Origin of the sequence: Saccharophagus degradans 2-40 (assembly GCF_000013665.1) — a bacterium.
Lineage (GTDB): Bacteria > Pseudomonadota > Gammaproteobacteria > Pseudomonadales > Cellvibrionaceae > Saccharophagus > Saccharophagus degradans.
This window is the reverse complement of sequence record NC_007912.1, coordinates 5,038,274-5,057,531: the sequence shown is the minus strand read 5'-3', so window position 1 is coordinate 5,057,531 and position 19,258 is coordinate 5,038,274. Positions and strand designations below refer to the sequence as shown.

The 19,258-nt window shown below is 45.1% G+C and carries 16 protein-coding genes; 14 read left to right on the top strand and 2 right to left on the bottom strand.

All coding sequences use genetic code 11. The features are described from left to right. The first annotated feature begins 331 nt into the window (after positions 1-331). From rpmH to SDE_RS20945, 10 genes are all read left to right on the top strand, one after another. Entirely contained in the window at positions 332-466 is a 135-nt protein-coding gene (rpmH, locus tag SDE_RS22155; RefSeq protein ID WP_011470487.1) for a 50S ribosomal protein L34, read from the top strand. Positions 467-494: 28 nt separating this feature from the next. Continuing rightward, positions 495-905, top strand: coding sequence for a ribonuclease P protein component (gene rnpA, locus SDE_RS20980; RefSeq protein WP_226986455.1), 411 nt, complete (start codon positions 495-497; stop codon positions 903-905). Next, positions 842-1,117 carry a membrane protein insertion efficiency factor YidD gene (gene yidD / locus SDE_RS22150; protein WP_011470485.1) on the top strand — a complete coding sequence of 92 codons (276 nt, stop codon included), beginning with the start codon at positions 842-844 and terminating at the stop codon, positions 1,115-1,117. The genes rnpA and yidD overlap by 64 nt, the downstream gene beginning before the upstream one ends. Before the next feature lie 34 nt (positions 1,118-1,151). Further along, positions 1,152-2,825, top strand: a complete 1,674-nt coding sequence (gene yidC / locus SDE_RS20975) for a membrane protein insertase YidC (RefSeq protein ID WP_011470484.1) — start codon at positions 1,152-1,154, stop codon at positions 2,823-2,825. Beyond that, positions 2,825-4,195, top strand: coding sequence for a tRNA uridine-5-carboxymethylaminomethyl(34) synthesis GTPase MnmE (gene mnmE / locus SDE_RS20970; protein ID WP_011470483.1), 1,371 nt, complete (start codon positions 2,825-2,827; stop codon positions 4,193-4,195). The genes yidC and mnmE overlap by 1 nt, the downstream gene beginning before the upstream one ends. Before the next feature lie 838 nt (positions 4,196-5,033). Further along, positions 5,034-6,926: a tRNA uridine-5-carboxymethylaminomethyl(34) synthesis enzyme MnmG gene (gene mnmG / locus SDE_RS20965; protein WP_011470482.1), complete on the top strand. Its 1,893-nt coding sequence runs from the start codon at positions 5,034-5,036 to the stop codon at positions 6,924-6,926. Positions 6,927-6,937: 11 nt separating this feature from the next. Continuing rightward, entirely contained in the window at positions 6,938-7,609 is a 672-nt protein-coding gene (rsmG, locus tag SDE_RS20960) for a 16S rRNA (guanine(527)-N(7))-methyltransferase RsmG (protein ID WP_011470481.1), read from the top strand. Between the two features lie 92 nt (positions 7,610-7,701). Further along, positions 7,702-8,502 (top strand): ParA family protein, encoded by an 801-nt coding sequence (locus SDE_RS20955; RefSeq protein ID WP_011470480.1) that lies wholly within the window; start codon positions 7,702-7,704, stop codon positions 8,500-8,502. Positions 8,503-8,534: 32 nt separating this feature from the next. Continuing rightward, positions 8,535-9,449, top strand: a complete 915-nt coding sequence (locus tag SDE_RS20950) for a ParB/RepB/Spo0J family partition protein (RefSeq protein ID WP_011470479.1) — start codon at positions 8,535-8,537, stop codon at positions 9,447-9,449. Between the two features lie 46 nt (positions 9,450-9,495). Continuing rightward, positions 9,496-10,167 carry a hypothetical protein gene (locus tag SDE_RS20945; protein ID WP_011470478.1) on the top strand — a complete coding sequence of 224 codons (672 nt, stop codon included), beginning with the start codon at positions 9,496-9,498 and terminating at the stop codon, positions 10,165-10,167. A gap of 21 nt (positions 10,168-10,188) precedes the next feature. On the opposite strand, the gene SDE_RS20940 is transcribed toward SDE_RS20945, so the two are convergent. Then, positions 10,189-11,076: a hypothetical protein gene (locus SDE_RS20940; RefSeq protein WP_143710937.1), complete on the bottom strand. Its 888-nt coding sequence runs from the start codon at positions 11,074-11,076 to the stop codon at positions 10,189-10,191. A 661-nt stretch (positions 11,077-11,737) separates the two neighbouring features. On the opposite strand from SDE_RS20940, the gene SDE_RS20935 reads away from it, so the two are divergent. The 4 genes from SDE_RS20935 to SDE_RS20920 all read left to right on the top strand — a co-directional run bounded on the left by SDE_RS20935 (position 11,738) and on the right by SDE_RS20920 (position 18,085). Continuing rightward, a complete protein-coding gene (locus SDE_RS20935; protein ID WP_011470476.1) occupies positions 11,738-14,692 on the top strand; it encodes a TonB-dependent receptor in 2,955 nt (984 codons plus the stop codon). Positions 14,693-14,935: 243 nt separating this feature from the next. Beyond that, positions 14,936-16,432, top strand: coding sequence for a tryptophan halogenase family protein (locus SDE_RS20930; protein WP_011470475.1), 1,497 nt, complete (start codon positions 14,936-14,938; stop codon positions 16,430-16,432). 174 nt (positions 16,433-16,606) lie between these two features. After that, positions 16,607-17,416 (top strand): LytR/AlgR family response regulator transcription factor, encoded by an 810-nt coding sequence (locus tag SDE_RS20925; RefSeq protein WP_011470474.1) that lies wholly within the window; start codon positions 16,607-16,609, stop codon positions 17,414-17,416. A 111-nt stretch (positions 17,417-17,527) separates the two neighbouring features. Continuing rightward, the gene (locus SDE_RS20920; protein WP_011470473.1) at positions 17,528-18,085 is read left to right on the top strand and encodes a cytochrome b; all 558 of its coding nucleotides are present in this window, start codon (positions 17,528-17,530) and stop codon (positions 18,083-18,085) included. A gap of 67 nt (positions 18,086-18,152) precedes the next feature. On the opposite strand, the gene SDE_RS20915 is transcribed toward SDE_RS20920, so the two are convergent. Beyond that, positions 18,153-19,238, bottom strand: coding sequence for an AraC family transcriptional regulator (locus SDE_RS20915; protein ID WP_011470472.1), 1,086 nt, complete (start codon positions 19,236-19,238; stop codon positions 18,153-18,155). Between the last annotated feature and the right edge of the window lie 20 nt (positions 19,239-19,258).

The window sequence follows — 19,258 nt, the reverse complement described above, 5'->3', positions numbered from 1 at the left end:
TCAAAAATAATTCACATTTATTCATTTTATTGTAAAACGAACAAATCTGTGGATAAGTCTGTACATATCTTGTACGTAATATGTGCTAATGCAGTGATAAGTGGTTAAAAGACATAAAAATTGGCTAGCAACCAACCAGTAAAATACTCACTTTTATACAAAACCTTTAAAAACATGCATATAACAGCAAATGAGATTTGATTTTGTACAGTAAGTTCTATAGAATCCCGCGTCTTTCTTGGCCTATAGCTTATATAGACAAGCCAGTAAGCAAACAAATTTTAGAGAGAGACGGTGTTCGTCTCCGTCTCCCGAAGTAAAGGTAAATGACATGAAACGTACATTCCAACCTAGTGTTTTAAAGCGCAAGCGCACTCACGGCTTCCGTGCTCGTATGGCTACTGCTAACGGCCGTAAAGTTCTTTCGCGTCGTCGTGCTAAAGGTCGTGCTCGTTTAAGCGCATAATCTTTCTATATATAAGTAGGTTGCTGGAGTGTTGAGCGCTTCCCCTAAAGAGCGCTGTTTTTCCTTCGGAAAAGATCAACGGCTTCTAAACTCCAGTGACTTCACTCCCGTCTTTAATGACGCGCCTATTCGGGCATCTAATTCAGAAATCCTCATTCTTTGTAAACTATCCACCACAGGCAAAGCTCGCTTGGGGTTAGTCGTCGCTAAAAAGAATATAAAACACGCCAATAAGCGCAACCAATTCAAACGAATTGCACGCGAATCTTTCCGTTTGAAACAGCACAAACTTCCACCAATAGATGCTATAGTGCTGGCCCGACGGGGCGCAGACAGCCTCAGTAAAGTTGAATTGCGGCGAATGTTTGATGGCCTATGGAAGCGTGTTGTAAAAAAAGCCGAAAAGCTAACAGCGACCCAACCAGAAAAAACTGGTTAAACCTTCCCCTGCTTGCCCTAATTAAAGTGTACCGCTACGCCATTAGCCCATTGTTGGGCCCGCGCTGTCGATTCGAACCCACCTGTTCCAGCTATGCCGAACAAGCGCTGATTGAACACGGGCCGTTTAAAGGTACAATGCTCGCCCTATCAAGACTGAGCAAATGCCACCCTTGGCACGCTGGCGGGTATGATCCCGTTCCTAAAAAATAACCTAATTTACATTTACTTACGGTAACTCCTAACCATGAATTGGCTAAGAAACTCGCTTATAGCGGCCATCCTTGTTATTACCTACGTTCTATTTATTCGTTGGAATGAATTTAGCGAACGTCAACAAGTACCAACTATTGCAAACCAACCCGCCGCAGTAACTACCCCGGCCTATGAGGCAGTCCCTTCCGATGACGCAGTTGCCTCTAGTGCAACCGAGGAAAGCGACGTACCGGAAGTGAGCGTAAGCGCAGAGCCAGTAGCCGCACCAAAAGCGGTTTACCAGCCTAAACTGGTTACCGTTAAAACCGATGTGCTTGAAGTACAAATAGACACCAACGGTGGTGATGTTTTACAGGTAGTACTGCTAAAGCACTTGGCAGATAAAGCCGACGATAACCAACCGTTTGTGTTGATGACGCAAAACAGCGCCCACACCTATGTAGCTCGCTCTGGCTTAGCTGGCGGTAATGGCCCAGATGGTGCTAAAAAAGGTCGCGCTAAATACAGTGTTGCAAAAACCAATTACAGCTTAAATAGCGATGACCAAGTTGTAGTGGATCTCACCTTAGACCAAGAAAACGCACAAATTACCAAGCGCTTTACCTTTACCAAAAGCTCTTACTTGATTGATGTTGAATACATTATTACCAACCGCGCCGATACTCCTTGGGCTGCAAAACTATACGGCCAAATTATTCGCGACGGCTCTGAGCCAAGCTACGGGTATATGGGCATGCGCCCTTACCTAGGTGCAGCTATAACAACACCAGAAGTTAACTACGAAAAAGTTAGCTTCGACGATATGGATGACGGCCCGTTTAAAGTTGAACAAAAAGGCGGCTGGGTATCTTTAATTCAACACTACTTTATTAGTGCTTGGATTCCACCAAAAGACGCAACCAACAGCTACGAGCTTTCTAAATCGTCTAAAGGCAATTACGTTTTGCGCTTTATTAGCGAAACCACCACCGTTGCCCCTCACTCTGTTGGTACTGTAAAAGCAGGTTTCTACGCTGGCCCTAAAAATATTCGCCGCTTAGAAGAAATAAGCCCGCACTTAGATTTAACCATCGACTACAGCTTTTTGTGGTTTATCGCTAAGCCGTTGTTCTTCGCCTTGGATTTTATTCACGGTTTAGTAGGCAACTGGGGTGTAGCCATTATTTTGCTAACGGTTTTAATTAAAGCGGTATTTTTCTACCCATCTGCCATGAGTTACCGCTCTATGGCCAAGATGAGAAAACTGCAACCAATGATGGCCGAGCTAAAAGAGCGTTACGGCGAAGACAAACAAAAAATGTCTGGCGAGCTAATGAAGCTGTATAAGAAAGAAAAAGTGAACCCCTTTGGCGGTTGCTTACCTATTCTTTTACAAATGCCGGTATTTATATCGCTTTACTGGATGATTATGGAAAGCGTGGAATTACGCCACCAACCATTCTTTTTATGGATACAAGACTTAAGCGTTAAAGACCCACTGTTTATCTTACCGTTGTTGATGGGTGTAACCATGTATATTCAGCAAAAGCTGAACCCAACTCCACCCGACCCAATGCAAGCAAAAGTAATGCAGATGATGCCTATTGGCTTTACCTTCTTATTTATGTTCTTCCCTGCCGGTTTGGTTTTGTACTGGGTAGTTAACAACACCCTATCTATAAGCCAGCAGTATGTTATTACTCGTAATATTGAAAAAGCTGGTTAATGACAACTCAAACTAATGAGACAATTGCCGCCATCGCCACGGCCCCTGGTCGTGGCGGTGTAGGCATTATTAGAGTCTCCGGCCCCAAAGCCCTCCCCATTGCGCAACATATCCTCGGCATTACCCCAAAACCACGCTACGCCCACTACGGCGACTTTTGTAACGCTAACGGCGATATACTCGACCAAGGTATAGCGCTGTATTTTCCTAACCCGCATTCTTTTACCGGCGAAGACGTACTTGAGCTACAAGGCCACGGCGGCCCGGTAATTTTGGATATGCTGTTGGATGCCGTGGTGCAAGCTGGCGCACGATTAGCGCGACCAGGCGAATTCTCTGAACGCGCGTTTTTAAACGACAAACTCGATTTAGCCCAAGCAGAAGCCATAGCCGACTTAATAGAAGCCAGCTCGCAGCAAGCCGCCAAACAGGCATTAAATTCTTTAAAAGGTGAGTTTTCTAACAAAATACATGAGCTGGTGGAGCAACTGATCCATTTGCGCATGTATGTAGAAAGCGCAATCGACTTCCCCGAAGAAGAAATAGACTTTTTAAGCGATGGCATTGTAGAGGGCAAGCTCAACGATGTGATTGATCAAACCGACGCAGTTTTAGCCCAAGCGCAACAAGGCGCCCTGCTGCGCGATGGTATGAAGGTAGTAATTGCCGGCCGGCCGAATGCTGGTAAATCTAGCCTACTTAACGCGCTAGCCGAAAAAGATATCGCCATTGTTACCAACATTGCAGGCACCACCCGCGATGTGTTGCGCGAACATATACATATAGATGGTATGCCTTTGCATATTATCGACACCGCGGGCCTGCGCGACAGCCCAGACCACGTAGAACAAATAGGTATAGAACGCGCCTGGGGCGAAATAGAAAGCGCCGATCGCATACTGCTATTAATAGACACTACCGATAACAGCCAGCTGGATGTAAACGTCCACTGGCCCGAATTTACCAGCAATGCCGCTTACGCCAAAAAGCTTACCGTTATCTATAACAAAATAGATGAATCCGGCTTTAGTACAACCAATCACACCAGTGACGCCCCCTATCAAACACTGCCACTATCTGCAAAAACCGGAGCTGGCCTAGATACCCTAAAAGCCCACCTGAAAAGCGTAATGGGGTTTCAGTCCACCACCGAAGGCGGGTTTAGCGCCCGCCGCCGTCATATCCACGCCATCGAGCAAGCCCAAAACTACCTGCTAACCGGCCGTGAGCAATTGCAATTGCACACTGCGGGCGAACTATTAGCTGAAGACCTACGTGCAGCACAGAACCACCTAAGCGAGATTACCGGTGCCTTTACGCCCGATGACTTGCTAGGCAAGATTTTTAGTAGTTTTTGTATAGGTAAGTAGTGATAGGGGACAGCTTTCAGTAGACAGGTTACAGGGGCTTTTGGGTTGGTGGCCGCTGTTTAAGTACGTGATTAATAGAAATGCCGTTGAGTTTTTTTGCTCTGCGGCATTTTTTTTGGGTGGAATTTGGGTATTAAGGCTGTTTTAGAAAAAATTTTTTGGGGTTTTTGAAATTATTTCTAATTATTTTTTGCTGCTTGTTGCTGCGTGTTTTTGGTTGCTTGCTTATTGAGCGATAATTTCTGCGCACACTTTACATGCCCCTTTCGCACTTGATACACACAGGTTAATCACATTAGCGTACAAGTTATTCACATTTAACCCGCGTAGTTGTTCAAAAAACAGGGGAGTCAACCAAGGGGGTGTGGATAAATCCGGTATAGAACTTGGGTAAGCTGAAAACTGTTTATGGATTAAAATTTCTAAAATTGAACAAGTTATAACCAGTGTGTATAACCGCTACTTTTGACCACAGGCTTAAGTACCCTTTCACCCCCGTTAGTTAAGGGGTTAACCCAAAGCTATCAAAGCTGTATGTTTTTGTTTTATATACGTTTTTTATAGTTTTCCACAGAAACAGCTCGCCTATATAATTACATTAAGAATAATCCTTATATATACATATACATTCATATATTCTTTTTTATATATTTTCTTTATATATAAATTTCTTAAAATTCAAAAAACCAAAAATTTAATTTTCAAACCGCATAATCCCACCTAGCTAACCCAGCAACTCCAAAGAAAACTGTTCTTTTTTTGGGCAAGTATCCCTATAATGGCCGCCCTCTTACCCAAGCCGATGTTTTCGGCCTAATGCTTGTTGGATTTTGACTAGATGATTTACCCCACTCAGTACGATGTGATCGTTATTGGCGGCGGCCACGCTGGCACCGAAGCCTGCCTAGCTGCAGCGCGTATGGGATGTAAAACCCTTCTGCTCACCCACAACATAGAAACTCTGGGGCAAATGAGCTGTAACCCCGCCATAGGCGGCATTGGCAAAAGCCATTTGGTAAAAGAAATTGATGCCCTTGGCGGCGCCATGGCGCTGGCAACCGACAAAGGCGGCATCCAATTCCGCATTCTCAACAGCCGCAAAGGCCCTGCCGTGCGCGCAACCCGCGCTCAAGCAGACCGCGCACTTTACAAAGCGGCTGTACGCGAAATATTAGAAAACCAGCCCAATCTCGATATATTCCAACAGGCTGCCGACGACTTAGTGGTTGAAGGCGAGCGCGTTACCGGCGTTACCACCCAAATGGGTGTCACCTTCAAAGCGCCCACCGTTGTGCTTACAGCCGGTACCTTTTTGGGCGGTAAAATTCACATAGGTATGGAGAACCACTCAGGTGGCCGTGCAGGCGACCCGCCCTCCATCGCACTAGCAAGCCGTTTGCGCGAACTACCGCTGCGCGTAGACAGGTTAAAAACCGGCACCCCACCGCGTATTGACGCGCGCAGTGTGAATTTTGACGGGCTAGAAAAGCAGTGGGGCGAAGAAAAAACCCCAGTGATGAGCTATATGGGCTCGCTGGCAGATCACCCCGAGCAAACCTGTTGCTGGATAACCCACACCAACGCTCAAACCCACGATTTTATTCGCAGCGGTTTCGATCGCTCGCCCATGTTTACCGGCGTTATTGAAGGGGTTGGCCCGCGTTACTGCCCCTCTATCGAAGACAAAGTGAACCGCTTTGCCGATAAAGACAGCCACCAAATATTTATTGAGCCAGAAGGCCTTAAAACCCACGAGCTCTACCCTAACGGTATATCCACCAGTTTGCCGTTTGATGTGCAAATGGCCTTTGTGCGCTCGATAAAGGGCTTTGAAAACGCCCATATCACCCGTCCAGGCTATGCTATTGAGTACGATTTTTTCGACCCACGCGATCTGAAGTACAGCTTTGAAACAAAGCACATCGAAGGTTTGTTCTTTGCTGGCCAAATTAACGGCACCACCGGCTACGAAGAAGCTGGCGCCCAAGGTTTGTTGGCTGGCTTAAATGCGGCGCTTAAAGCCCAGGGCAAAGAAGCCTGGTGCCCGCGTCGCGACGAAGCCTACATAGGTGTACTGGCAGACGATCTTATTTCTATGGGCACCCGCGAGCCCTACCGCATGTTTACCAGCCGCGCCGAATACCGCCTATTGCTGCGCGAAGATAACGCCGATATGCGCTTAACCGAAAAAGGCCGCGAATTAGGCTTGGTAGATGATGCCCGCTGGCAAGCGTTCTGCAAAAAACGCGAAGCCATCGAGTTGGAAACCCAGCGTATGCGCACCACGTGGATTCAACCCAATAGCGCCGAGGCGAATGCCCTAGCCGCAAAAATGCCTGCCGAGCTAGCACGTGAGTACTCACTTCTAGATTTGCTCAAGCGTCCAGAGCTTACCTACGACGACCTAGGCAGCCTTAAAGGCGAAGCGGTAAGCGACCCGCAAGTGGCTGAGCAGGTAGAAATTAATACCAAGTATGCCGGCTACATCAATCGCCAAACCGACGATATTGAGCGTATGCGTCAGCACGAAAACACCGTAATCCCGGTGGAATTCGACTACATGAGCGTGGAAGGCCTCTCTAACGAGCTTAAGCAAAAATTGTCCGAGGCGCGTCCAGAAACATTGTCGCGCGCATCGCGTATACCGGGTGTTACCCCTGCCGCTGTATCACTAATTCTTATTTACCTTAAAAAACGCGGCTTGCTTAAAAACAAAGCTGCGCTGGCATAAGGGTTGTATTGGTGGGGGAATCTATAGCACAACAGCGCGGCCCCTTTGCACGCCGCCTGCAGGAATACGCCGCATCTATCGAGTTAACATTAAGCGAACAGCAGGTAAACCAACTGCTCGATTACCTCGAATTGTTTGAAAAGTGGAACAAAGCCTACAACCTCTCGGCAATACGCGATGCCGAAGGTATGTTCACCAAACACCTGCTAGACAGCCTAAGCATTGCCCCGCACTTAACCGGCGAGCGATTTATCGATGTGGGCACTGGTGGCGGTTTACCCGGTATCCCCATGGCTATTTGCTTCCCGCAGCGCCACTTTACCCTGCTAGATTCGGCCGGCAAAAAGGTGCGGTTTTTGTTTCAAGTGAAGCAAGCACTGGGGTTAAGCAATGTAGACACCCAAAATCGCCGTGTAGAAACCTTTCAACCCCAACCCCAATTTGACGGTGTGATTAGCCGCGCTTTTGCGTCTATTACCTATATGCTTACCTGGTGTAATCACCTTATTCACGACGACGGTCGCTTTTGGGCTATGAAAGGCGTTATGCCAAATAGTGAGTTGAGCGAATTGCCAAAAAAATATATCGTCAAAGCTTCGCACGCGTTGCACGTACCCAATTTGGAAGGTGAACGCTGTTTAATCGAATTAGCACTGGCTCAAGAGTCAAACTCGAAGGCATAATAGGCGGTTCCAATGGGGCTAAAGCACGTTTGTGTGTGTTATTTAACCAGTTTCAGCCTAAATCTTAATAACTAACACCTAAAGGCAAAGTTGTGGGCAACGTATACGCAATTGCAAACCAGAAAGGCGGCGTGGGTAAAACAACCACCTGTGTAAACCTTGCTGCATCGCTAGCGGCCACCAAAAAACGTGTTCTGTTAATAGATTTAGACCCGCAAGGTAACGCCACCATGGGCAGCGGCGTAGATAAAAACTCGCAAGAATTCACTATTTACGATGTGCTTGTTGGGCTTACCCGCTGCGAAAACGCACTGCAAAAATCCCCCGACGGCCACTACATGGTATTGCCAGCCAACGGCGACCTAACCGCAGCCGAAGTAGAAATGCTAACGCTCGACAACAAAGAATACCGCCTTAAAACGGCATTAAGCTCTATTCGCAACAGTTTTGACTACATTCTTATCGACTGCCCCCCCTCACTTAACATGCTTACCGTAAACGCGCTTGCCGCGTGCGATGGCGTGATTATTCCTATGCAGTGTGAATACTATGCACTGGAAGGGGTATCGGCGTTGGTGAATACCATTAATACCATTCAAAATGCGCTCAACCCCAATTTGCGCATTGAAGGGGTATTGCGCACCATGTACGACCCGCGCAACAGCCTAACGGGCGATGTATCTGCAGAGCTTTCTCATCACTTTGGCGACCGCGTATACCGTACCTGCGTACCGCGCAATGTGCGCTTGGCCGAAGCGCCAAGTTTTGGCAAGCCAGTGTTGGCGTACGATAAAACATCTAAAGGGGCCATGGCGTATATCGCATTGGCCGGTGAAATTATTCGCCGCAACGATACCCCCACCCCTACCCCTGAGCTAGCAACCGCAAGCTAGGGCATTACACAATATTTGAGGTAACACCCCCCATGGCAAAAAGAAAGGGATTGGGCCGAGGGCTCGACGCGCTATTAAGCAGCGGCGCAGCTGCTACCCCCGCCGAGGCAATTAAAGCCGCCACCAGCGCAGCCGCAGATGTAACCACCAATGTGGATGGCATACTAAAAAATCTACCCATCGAGTTTTTGCAGCGCGGTAAATACCAGCCGCGTCGCGATATGCATCAAGAAGCATTAGAAGAGCTTGCCGAATCGATAAAATCGCAGGGTGTAATGCAACCTATTGTTGTGCGCCCTATTGGCGACAACAAATACGAAATTATTGCCGGTGAACGCCGCTGGCGCGCCACTCAGTTAGCTGGGTTAGATACCATTCCCGCTGTTATTCGCGAAGTACCCGATGAAACCGCCATAGCGATGGCGCTTATCGAAAACATTCAACGCGAAGACCTCAACCCCATGGAAGAGGCATTTGCGTTAAAGCGTTTACAAGACGAGTTTGAGCTAACCCACCAAGAAGTGGCCGACGCGGTAGGTAAATCGCGCACTGCAGTCACTAACCTGCTGCGTTTAATTAACTTAACCGAAGATGTACGCACCCTACTTGAGCACGGCGATTTAGAAATGGGCCACGCCCGCAGCTTGCTTAGCTTAAACGAAGGCCAGCAACGCACTGCCGCGCGAGAAATTGTGGCAAAAGGCCTATCGGTTCGCCAAGCAGAAGCATTAGTTCGCCGCTTACAGCAAGAAGCTGAACAAGAAAAATCAGAAACCAAAACCAAAATTGACCCAGATATTCAAAAGCTAGAAGAAAAACTTGCCGAGCATGTAGGTGTGCCGGTAATAGTGCAGCACTCCGCCAAGGGTAAAGGTAGGTTGGTTTTAAAATACAATAATCTAGATGAGCTAGATGGCATATTGGCGCATTTAAAATACGAGCACTAAAAACACCTTTAAATAAATTGTTTTTTTTCAACGGCCAAAATTAAAAATGAAAAAAATTATCAGCGTATTTTTTCTATTTATTTTATCTCCTATAGCTAATAGCGCTCTTATAGAGCACGCAGGTTATAGCTATGACGATACAGGCAATGTTGTTGTTGGCGGTGGTTTAGAGTGGTTGCGCTGGGATGTGACAGATGGTCAATCTATAGATCAGGCGCTCTCTACTTTTGGCTCAGATGGCTGGCGTCTTGCCAATAATGTAGACATGGCCAATTTATTTAACACCTTTAATTTTGGTATGAGCTTTGATACCGACGAAAACACGGGTTCTTATGGTTGGACAGAAAAAACGGACGATGAAGGCGCCGACGAACTAGACCGAATATTTTTCGCTATGTTTGGAATAACTGTCACCAACCCAGGTATCAATCCTGGCGACGACCCTTTCGAAATGTCTGCAGCCTACTTTGGTGATGATGCAGATGGTGATGGCAAATATAACGATGCGCGTGTTGTGGATGATTTTGTAAATAAGGGCACCCCATCGTTTGGTTTAGCAATGATAAGCGCCGATGTTGTGAGTTCTTCACATGCTCATACCAATATGGGCATTGCCCTAGTGCGAACAGAGGGTTACTCCGTAGATGAACCGACTACCTTTTGGTTGTTTATATTTGCGTTAGTTGCGCTTTATTCTGCAAAGAAACGAAAAAACTAATTTTCTGAATTTGATGCTTGTCTATTTATCAAAAACTAAATCCTCAATCCCCCACACATATTGCTCGTAACTCTTATCAATGTTTTCTATTAATGGGTTAGTCATTGGGATAATCGCACGTTTTTTTACGTCCACAAATTCAATATTTTCTTTATAGAAACTAAGCATTAATGCCTGCGCGCTGCCGTCAGTATAGGCGCGATGTAACCCTTTATTAATGCGTGCTGTAGCCATAGGGTTGCTATTGTTGGTAAAGAAAAACCTTGGTAGTGGGTAGCGAATAATAAAACTGGTGTTTAAGGTTAACGGCTCGCTTTGCGCAAACTGCTCCATTTCTAATTTAATTTCGTTAATGCCCCGGCATAAAAAATCAAACCGGTTTTTGTTTACCATTGGAAACAAGCTTAAGTATTGCGACACCGTAACCGTGGGCACTTCGTTAGCTTGTAAAATATCTAAGTCTAACCAGCCTAAGCCCTGCCCTACTGTGTGTTGCTGCAATTGCTGCAGAGTGATTACCTGGTTGCTCTCTTGTAAAAAGCTTGGCGCAACAAAACATACCCTATAGCCCACTATGCCGAATTCGATAGGAAATGGCGCGTAAGTAAATTGTTCGGCTACTTGATCGGTATAGCTCACCTTAAAAAAGAAATTCTCGTATTTGTTTAGCTGCGCCACCTGCTGCATGCGGCGTACAGATAACCCTGAAACGAGACGCAACTCGTAAGGGCCATAATCTTCTACGGTTTTATCTAGGGCAAGGCGCAGCAGTTCAACGGTATAAATGCGCCTAGCGTCCGATTCCACTTCAGCAGAGGGGGTGTGAAAGACAGTGGTATGTATTTGTCTTTCTGCCTGAACGACTAGAGGCGCTATGAGTAAAATAATAAGAACTAAAGTGTTTCGCATCGCCATGGTGCCTAGATTGTTTTTTAATCAATACTCTCTTTAGTGTAGTTAGTTTCTTAAATAGGTGTAAATCAATTAGCTGCTCTAGATGGCGCGCAATATTACAAAAGTCTAATTGAAATCTTATTTAATACCATATATAAAACATTGTTTAATTTTTATGGATGATTTGCGCGTCGGTTACATAAAAATATAATGTATAAAGTACTTATATTTCAATGAGTTAATGAAATAACACGGCTTTTTATTAAATATAATGTAATCGGTTACTTGAATTGTTAGTTATATTGAGACTAACATAAACCCTGCGCGACCAAATGTTCGCTGGCTAGTAACCTATATAAAAATGAAATAAAGCCGAGTAGAACGTTAACAAGCGCATTATTTTTAAACAACAATGTAACCGGTAACATGTTTTTCCTCGGCAAGAGATGTTTTTTAGGTGTTACCCATTCAGTTTTATAGCCGTACCCAACCTCCCCCTGTATTTGTGGGTTGATTGGTTTTCTCCGGGTGTATGAGGTGCAAATACAGCTTTGGGTACGGTTCTTTTATTCAAAAGGTTTTGCAGCACGTGTTGCAGAAAGCCGCAAAAGCACAAGCGCTTAGCGGTGTTGAGAGTACAGAAAGTAAAAATCTAATAATTAGGGGGAAAGGAATTATGTCTCGATCAATAACCTTTAAACGCAGATTGTTGCCTATATGCATTTCTGCTGTGGCATTTAGTGGTATTACATCTAGCACTATTGCCCAAGAAGAGAATTACGAAGAAGTAATTGTTACCGGTATTCGTGGCGCATTAACCAGAGCCATTGATGTTAAGCGCGATGCTGGGTCTGTTGTGGATGCTATTAGCGCGGAAGATATTGGTAAATTACCCGATGCCACCATTGCGGACTCGCTCCAGCGTGTAACAGGTATACAAATTCGTCGCAGTGCTGGTGAAGGCTCCACTGTAAACGTTCGCGGTATGCCGCAGGTTAATACCTTACTTAACGGCGAGCAATTTTTAAGTGCCGGTTCTATTACAACTTTGCAGCCAAACTTTACAGATATTCCCGCAGAGCTTTTATCGCGTGTGGATGTTATTAAATCGTCAGAGGCTTCTACTTTATCTGGCGGTGTTGCAGGCACAATCGATCTTCGTACGCAGCGACCATTAGATCTTGCAGAAGGTTGGACTTTTGTAGGTGCCGGTGAGCTTTCCGATGGTTCTTACACTGATGATAACGGCACCAAACTTTCTGGTTTTGCCGGTTATCATTCAGATGATTTTGGTGCGTTATTAAGTGTATCTACTTCTAGTGCTACCCTCGCAAACTTCCGCTACGGTATGTATAACGATTGGTGGTTCCGCGGCTACCAAGAAGATGGTAACTGGCCGGGCTGGTCTACACCCACAGATGTAACCGGCGATGGAGACACTAACGACGCGATATTCGGCACAATTGATTATGGTGTAACTAATCGCACATCTGAGCGAGATAGAACAGGTATTTCAGCAACTGTGCAATATCGTGTGAACGACAAAGTAGAAGTATTGGGCGATGTTTTCTATACATCTATGGATCAATACGAGCACACCAATGGCTTAGTAGCAGATAACGCTTGGGCGCAATATGATTGGGTATACCCACAAAACCCCGTTAATCGTGGCCCGAGTGCAGACGGCAACACAGATAAAGATTTTTATACTGCGTCTGTATTCGATCTGCATGCATTGCGCGTAACAGCGAAAGCAGAAAGTTTTGTAGATAAAAGAGAATCTACCAATATTAACCTGCAAACAAATATCGATTTTACCGACAGCTTCCGAGCAAGTGTGCGATATATTCATGGCTCGGCAGAAAATAAACACACAGGTAATTTTGCCGATGCGTTTATTACTACCGGTGAACAGCACGGCCTGCAAACGCGTGTAGATAACGTAACAGAAACCGTTAACCCTAATGGTGAAGGCCCAGATCGCATTGTCATACGTGGGGATATGTCTGGTACGCACCCTTCGTTTACTTACCCAGAAGGTTTTGGCGATAGCATCGAAAAATACGGCTTGGTGTCATCGTTCTCTCATCAAAATCGCGATGAAGAATCAAAATTAGATGTGTTGCGCTTTGACGGCATTTTAGATCTAAACGATAACAACTCACTCGAGTTTGGCTATCGTTACGGCAAGCGAGAAGTCACTCGCTACCAGTACGATTACGTTGCGCCTTTTACTCGTCGCGGCATGGATGACGAGCAAATTACAGTGTATTCAAAATGGAAGGATTCTGGTTTACCGGTAAATGGTGACCCAGGTGCAGGTGTGTTTGGTGACACCATTGCTCGCACAATTCCGTTTACAGAGCTAGATGCAATGGGGTGGATTACCGAAGTAAGCGATTTTGGCCCAGCACCTAGTGACGGTCGCAGCTTTTACTTTATTGACCCTAAAGCCATGGACGACGCACTTGGCTTTCACAATACGCTCTACCCTGGCAATGTTGCTATTAAAGACCCAGGTAGAAGCTACGAGCTAGACGACAAAACGCATACCCTTTATGCACAGGCCAATTTTGAAGGCGAGTTTGGTGTACCTTATCAAGCGAACTTTGGTGTGCAGTACATTCGCACGTTTTTGGATGTAACGACCAATGTACCGGGTGTGGAACCTATCGTTGAGGTTGATGGCGTTGAGTACCCTACTTTAAGCGGAACACCGCCACAGGATTTAGGTGACTCTACCGTAGAGCGTAGTTTTACCGACTTTCTACCGCGTTTTAATATCGGCTTTGATACTAGCGAAAATACAAAATTGCGTTTGGCTTACACCAAAACTATGACTCAATTAGATGCCAATGATTTAGGCTTGGGTTTAGTTTACACCGTTAACAACAACGCCGACCTTGGCGTATTCCAAGCTGTAAGCGCCTCGCAAGATGGCAACCCCTATATGGAGCCATGGCGTGCAGAAAACTACGACGCAACCTTCGAGTGGTATTTTGCTGAATCGAGTATGGCAAGTATTGGTTTATATCGCTTAGATGTTGCCACTTCTATAACCACAACAGGTACGACTACAGCCGCAGTGCCAGATTCCGATGGCGTAATTCGCGATGAAGATGGCGAGATAGGATTAACCATTCGCGACAATACCGACGGTGGCGTTGTGCAAGGTATAGAGCTTGGCTATCAACAGGCGTTCGATTTTTTGCCTGGTGCATTTAGCGGTTTAGGTACCACGTTAAACTACACATGGGCAGATGGTGAAGGTGGCGATAAAGACTTCTACGGCGCAACCATGCCAATGGGAGATAACTCCGAGCACCAGTTTAATGCAATATTGTGGTACGAAATGGATGGGTGGCAAGCGCGTGTTGCAATGAACTATCGCAGCGAACGTTATATTGGTCGCGCGTGGAACGATGGCCACCCAGCAGCTTGGTGGTCTGCACCAACCACGTATGTTGATGCATCGGTAAGTTACGATATTACCGATGGTATAACCGTATTCCTACAGGGAACCAATATTACCGAAGAATACGAAGAAACCTATATGCAGTGGCAGGATGTAGTGGTAAACCAGAACGTGTTTGAAGCACGTTACAACCTAGGTGTGCGAGCTAGATTCTAAGCTAAATAGTAAGAGCACAATTAAAATATAGTTGGCAAATAATAGGGGAAGCAATTCCCCTTTTTCTGTTTTAAATTCTATTGTTTTTACTCGAATACAATATAGTGAGAGTATGTGGTTACCTTAGGTAGTTAGTTTATTTAGTTACTTTATATAGTTAATCTCTGTCGATAAAAAAATACAGATAAAAAAATAAATAAGCAAATACCTACAAATGCCAAATAATAAGAAGATTAAATAATTATGCGTAATATTACTATTGTTGGTGGCGGCACGGCGGGTTGGATTACTGCAAATATACTAGCCAAGAGCTGGGCCCACCAGAATGTAAATATTACGGTAATCGAGTCCCCCACTATTCCAACCATTGGTGTAGGTGAAGGTTCAACACCGGCCCTCAAAGGCTTTTTTGACTTTCTAGAAATACAAGAAAGTGAGTGGATGAACAAATGTAATGCCACATATAAAAATGGAATACGTTTTAATGGTTGGACAAATAAACCAGATTTTAAAAGCTACTTTCATCCATTTCCCTCGGCATTAGATTACACGTATTTACCCGAGTATTTTAACCACATTGCTTCCCGTCGAGCGGGTTACGCAAACGCTACACAATCTGAAAATTATTTTTTAGCGGCAAAATTAGCCGCAGAAAAAAAATCGCCATATGTAATAGATAACCTAGGTAAATTGAAAAGCGAGGTAAACTACGGCTACCATTTCGATGCAGCTAAGCTCGCCGAATTTCTTCAGCAACAGGCCACAAATCTTGGTGTAATACATACGGTTGCTGCTGTGCAAGGGGTTACGCAAGGCGAACAGGGTATAGCCAAAATTCATTTGAGTAATGGAGAAAGCCATAGTGCCGACCTGTATATAGATTGCACAGGCTTTTCTGCTAAATTAATAGAGAAAACACTTGGCGCCAAATTTATAAGTTACGCCGACCACCTTTACAACGATGCTGCAGTGGCAATACCAAGTTTGCATTGCGAAAATGAAACCTTAATTAGTAGCGAGACTGTGGCTACCGCAATGGAAAACGGTTGGGCCTGGCAGATACCCCTGCAAAACAGAGTGGGCAATGGCTATGTATATAGCAGTCAATATTGTAGCGCCGAACAAGCGGAGCAAGAATTACGTACAAAGTTAGGCCTAATGGATTCAGCAGTGGAGGCCAAGCACCTAACAATGCGCGTTGGGCGCAGAGACAAGCATTGGATAAAAAACTGTGTAGCAATAGGTTTATCGCAAGGCTTTATAGAGCCGTTAGAAGCCACAGCCCTTGCGCTTGTACAATTCAGTGCGGCTAAGCTAGTAGACTATTACTCAATAGAATCCAATATTGATAACACTAAACGAGACGACTATAACAGAGTTATTAATAATCAATTTGATGGTATTAAAGATTACATTGTGGCCCACTACAAAACCAATTCACTTACTCACACTAAATACTGGTGCGACAATCGCGCTCACTTAGATAAGTTATCCCCCTCTTTGCAACAAATATTCAAATGCTGGATTAGCGGCGCCGATTTATCTGCGGAGATTCAGCGTCAAAATATTCAAAAATACTACCCCGTTGTATCTTGGTATTGCTTATTGGCTGGAATGGGTATGTTTCCCGAGGCTATTTATCAAGCAAACGCAGTGGCGCCAAGCTGTACTAAAATGCAAGCAATTGCGGGGTCGGCACTGTCTCAGCTAGAGTGTATGCAGCACTTTAAAACCCTCTAAATAGGTGTTGGCCAGCCAAGCGTACAAATACATGCAGCGTATCTGATTAAATAATGGCTGCATTCTGGGAACCTTCTAAGCTAATAGGCACCTAAGTCCGGTTAAGACTGTTTAAAAGCTTCCGATATTTTTTTAGACTACGGGCTACTACATACCAACCGTAACGGGTCGTTTATGCGAAAAATAATAAATTGGTACGGGTTTGAAGGTCGCTTAGCGCTTATTTTTTGGCTGGGCTATATGGCGTGGCTAGTAGTGTTTTGTGTTATCCATCAAATGGTTATTATGGATTCCGGCGTTAATGTAGTTAGCTCCATACTGTGGACCCTGCGCGAATGGGGCTTTTGGATGTTAATTACCCCTACCCTTGTAAGCCTGCTTAGTAAAACAGAACATTACGAAAAGCCGTTAAAGGCTAAGCTGCATATTTTAGGCGCGGCGTTAATTGTGGCCTTGTTATATAAAGTGGCCGTTAACCTTTATAGCGGTAGAAGTGATGTGCTGGCCACATTGGTTAGTTATTCCCCTAAATATTTACAGGTTTTGTTGGTGATTAGTTTGGGCTGGTATGTACTGCTTAAAGGCGAGCAGGTTTACTACGCGAATAAAAACCCCACAACAGAACCAGATTCACCTAAGAATAACGCGTCGCGCTTATTGGTAAGCACTGGCAGCGCAGAGGCGTTTATACATGTACAAGATATAACCGCGGTGCAAGCTGCCGGTAACTATGTAGATATCCATACGGCTAATAGTAGTTATATTTTACGCGCAACCCTTAAGCACCTTTTAGAGCAACTGCCCCAAGCCCAATTTGTGCGCTGCCATCGCTCTGCGGTTGTAAATATTAACTACGTAAAGCAACTGCATTCTTTTGCCACAGGTAAAGGCGAGCTAGAACTGGAGTGTGGCCGGCTTGTGCCTTTGGCTAAAAGCTATCGCACGCAATTTAAACAAAGCGTTATAAATACAGCCGATTGCTAGTAAGCACAACCCACTCTTTATCCCATATTTAGACAATTCGCCCCAAACCCTTAGAAAATCGACCGCTAACGCGGTGTGATAGTTACCTACTTATCACATCGCGAGGTCGCTATGAAATCTACTTCTCCCCTTACCTACACTGTTTTTAGTCGCAGCTTACACTGGTTAATTGCACTAGCATTTTTATGTATTTGGGCCGCCGGTTATTACATGGTGAGTAATCAAGATTACGCGATATATTCCCTACATAAACAAGCTGGTGTCGTGCTGTTAATGCTTATGGTTATACGCGCAGCTTATCGCTTAAAACAGGGCTGGCCGGCGCATGCAAACCAATATAAACCGTGGCAACAAAGACTAGCGACACTCACCCATTGGGCGTTGCTTGTATTGGTATTACTGGTTCCCCTATCGGGAATTGCTTACTCGGGTTTAAGCGGCCACGGTGTATATTTATTAGGCTTAGATATAGTGCCAACAAATCTAGCGGGGCCAGAGCAACAAGTGCAAGCTTACAGCACTATATGGGAAACGCGAGCGCAAACCAGCCATTGGGTAATCACCTACGCATTTATGGGTATTGTGTGTGTACATACAGCAGGTGCGTTAAAACATCACTTTGTGGATAGAGACACCACATTAACGCGCATGATTAAGGGTGGGGGCTAGGGCTGAGTAATCTGGGATAGAAACATAATTAGCTAAGTGGCTTAATTACAACCGGTTTTAATTACAGCTAGGTTAAGGCCAAATACTGGGTATGTGTTTGGCCGGTGGTGCGCTTAAAAAATCGGCGCAAATTAGATTCGTCGTAAAAGCCCAAGTATTGGCAAATGGCATCGCTGCTAAAATGTTGTTGCTGATAAAGTTCTACCGCTACTTCTAATCGAATTTCGCTCAGTAAATCGCGAAACTGCGTATTGCAGGCTTTAAGGCGTCGTTTTAATGTGGCGGGGCTAATGTCTAACTGTTGTGCAAGCCACTCTAAACTCGGGTTGGCTTGTATGTTGTTTCTTAGTAATTGGCGCACTAAATTTAGCAAGCTAACTGGGGTGGCTGCGCAGGGTAAAGTAAAATTCTCGCTTACTTGCCAGCTGCTATGGGCATATTCAATGGGTAAGCGAATAGCGGTAACGGGTCGGTTAAACTTAAGGTTATCCCCTAGGTACACTTCGTAATTTTCTATGGCTTCTGGTGCGGTGTAGTTAAACTCAAATTGCCAAGGCAAGTGCCTGCCCAGTTGTTGCTCTAGCCAGTTTTTAATTGCAAAAATAAATGCTTCGCACACAAACCTGTGGCTATTGCCGCAGCCATAGCTTGAATAAAAGCTAATTGTTAATTCTGTTGCATACACATTAACCTTAGGTGTAAGCAATGGGGAGAAAACATGTGCGCACTTTTGAATTAATTCTGCGGCAGCGAATACGCTGTTTACTTGGTTTAAGCCGTGGGAAAAATCACCGTAATGACCGGGCAATAAACGTTGGCCAAACCTAAATGCCAAATCGGATTGGTTGGGGGTAGCATTGCAATTTACAATAAAACGTTGAAACTGCTCCGGGCTAATAAACAGGTTTGTTTTACTAAAATCACTATAAAAAAGGCGCGTGCCCTTTAAAAGCTTATTAGAAAGCGCAATAGCTTCTTCATTAGCCAAACTATTGCACATTAAATTTAACAATATGGCTGGCTGCCAATGCGCGACGATGGTTTTATCGCTGGGTAACAGGTAGTGCGTTTGAGCGCTAGAGCTTAGCGCCTGCGAATAGGCCGCCTGTGTATAAGCCATCTTGCTATTAACCGTATTAGCTGCATTTAACATTACAGTACCGCCATATAGTA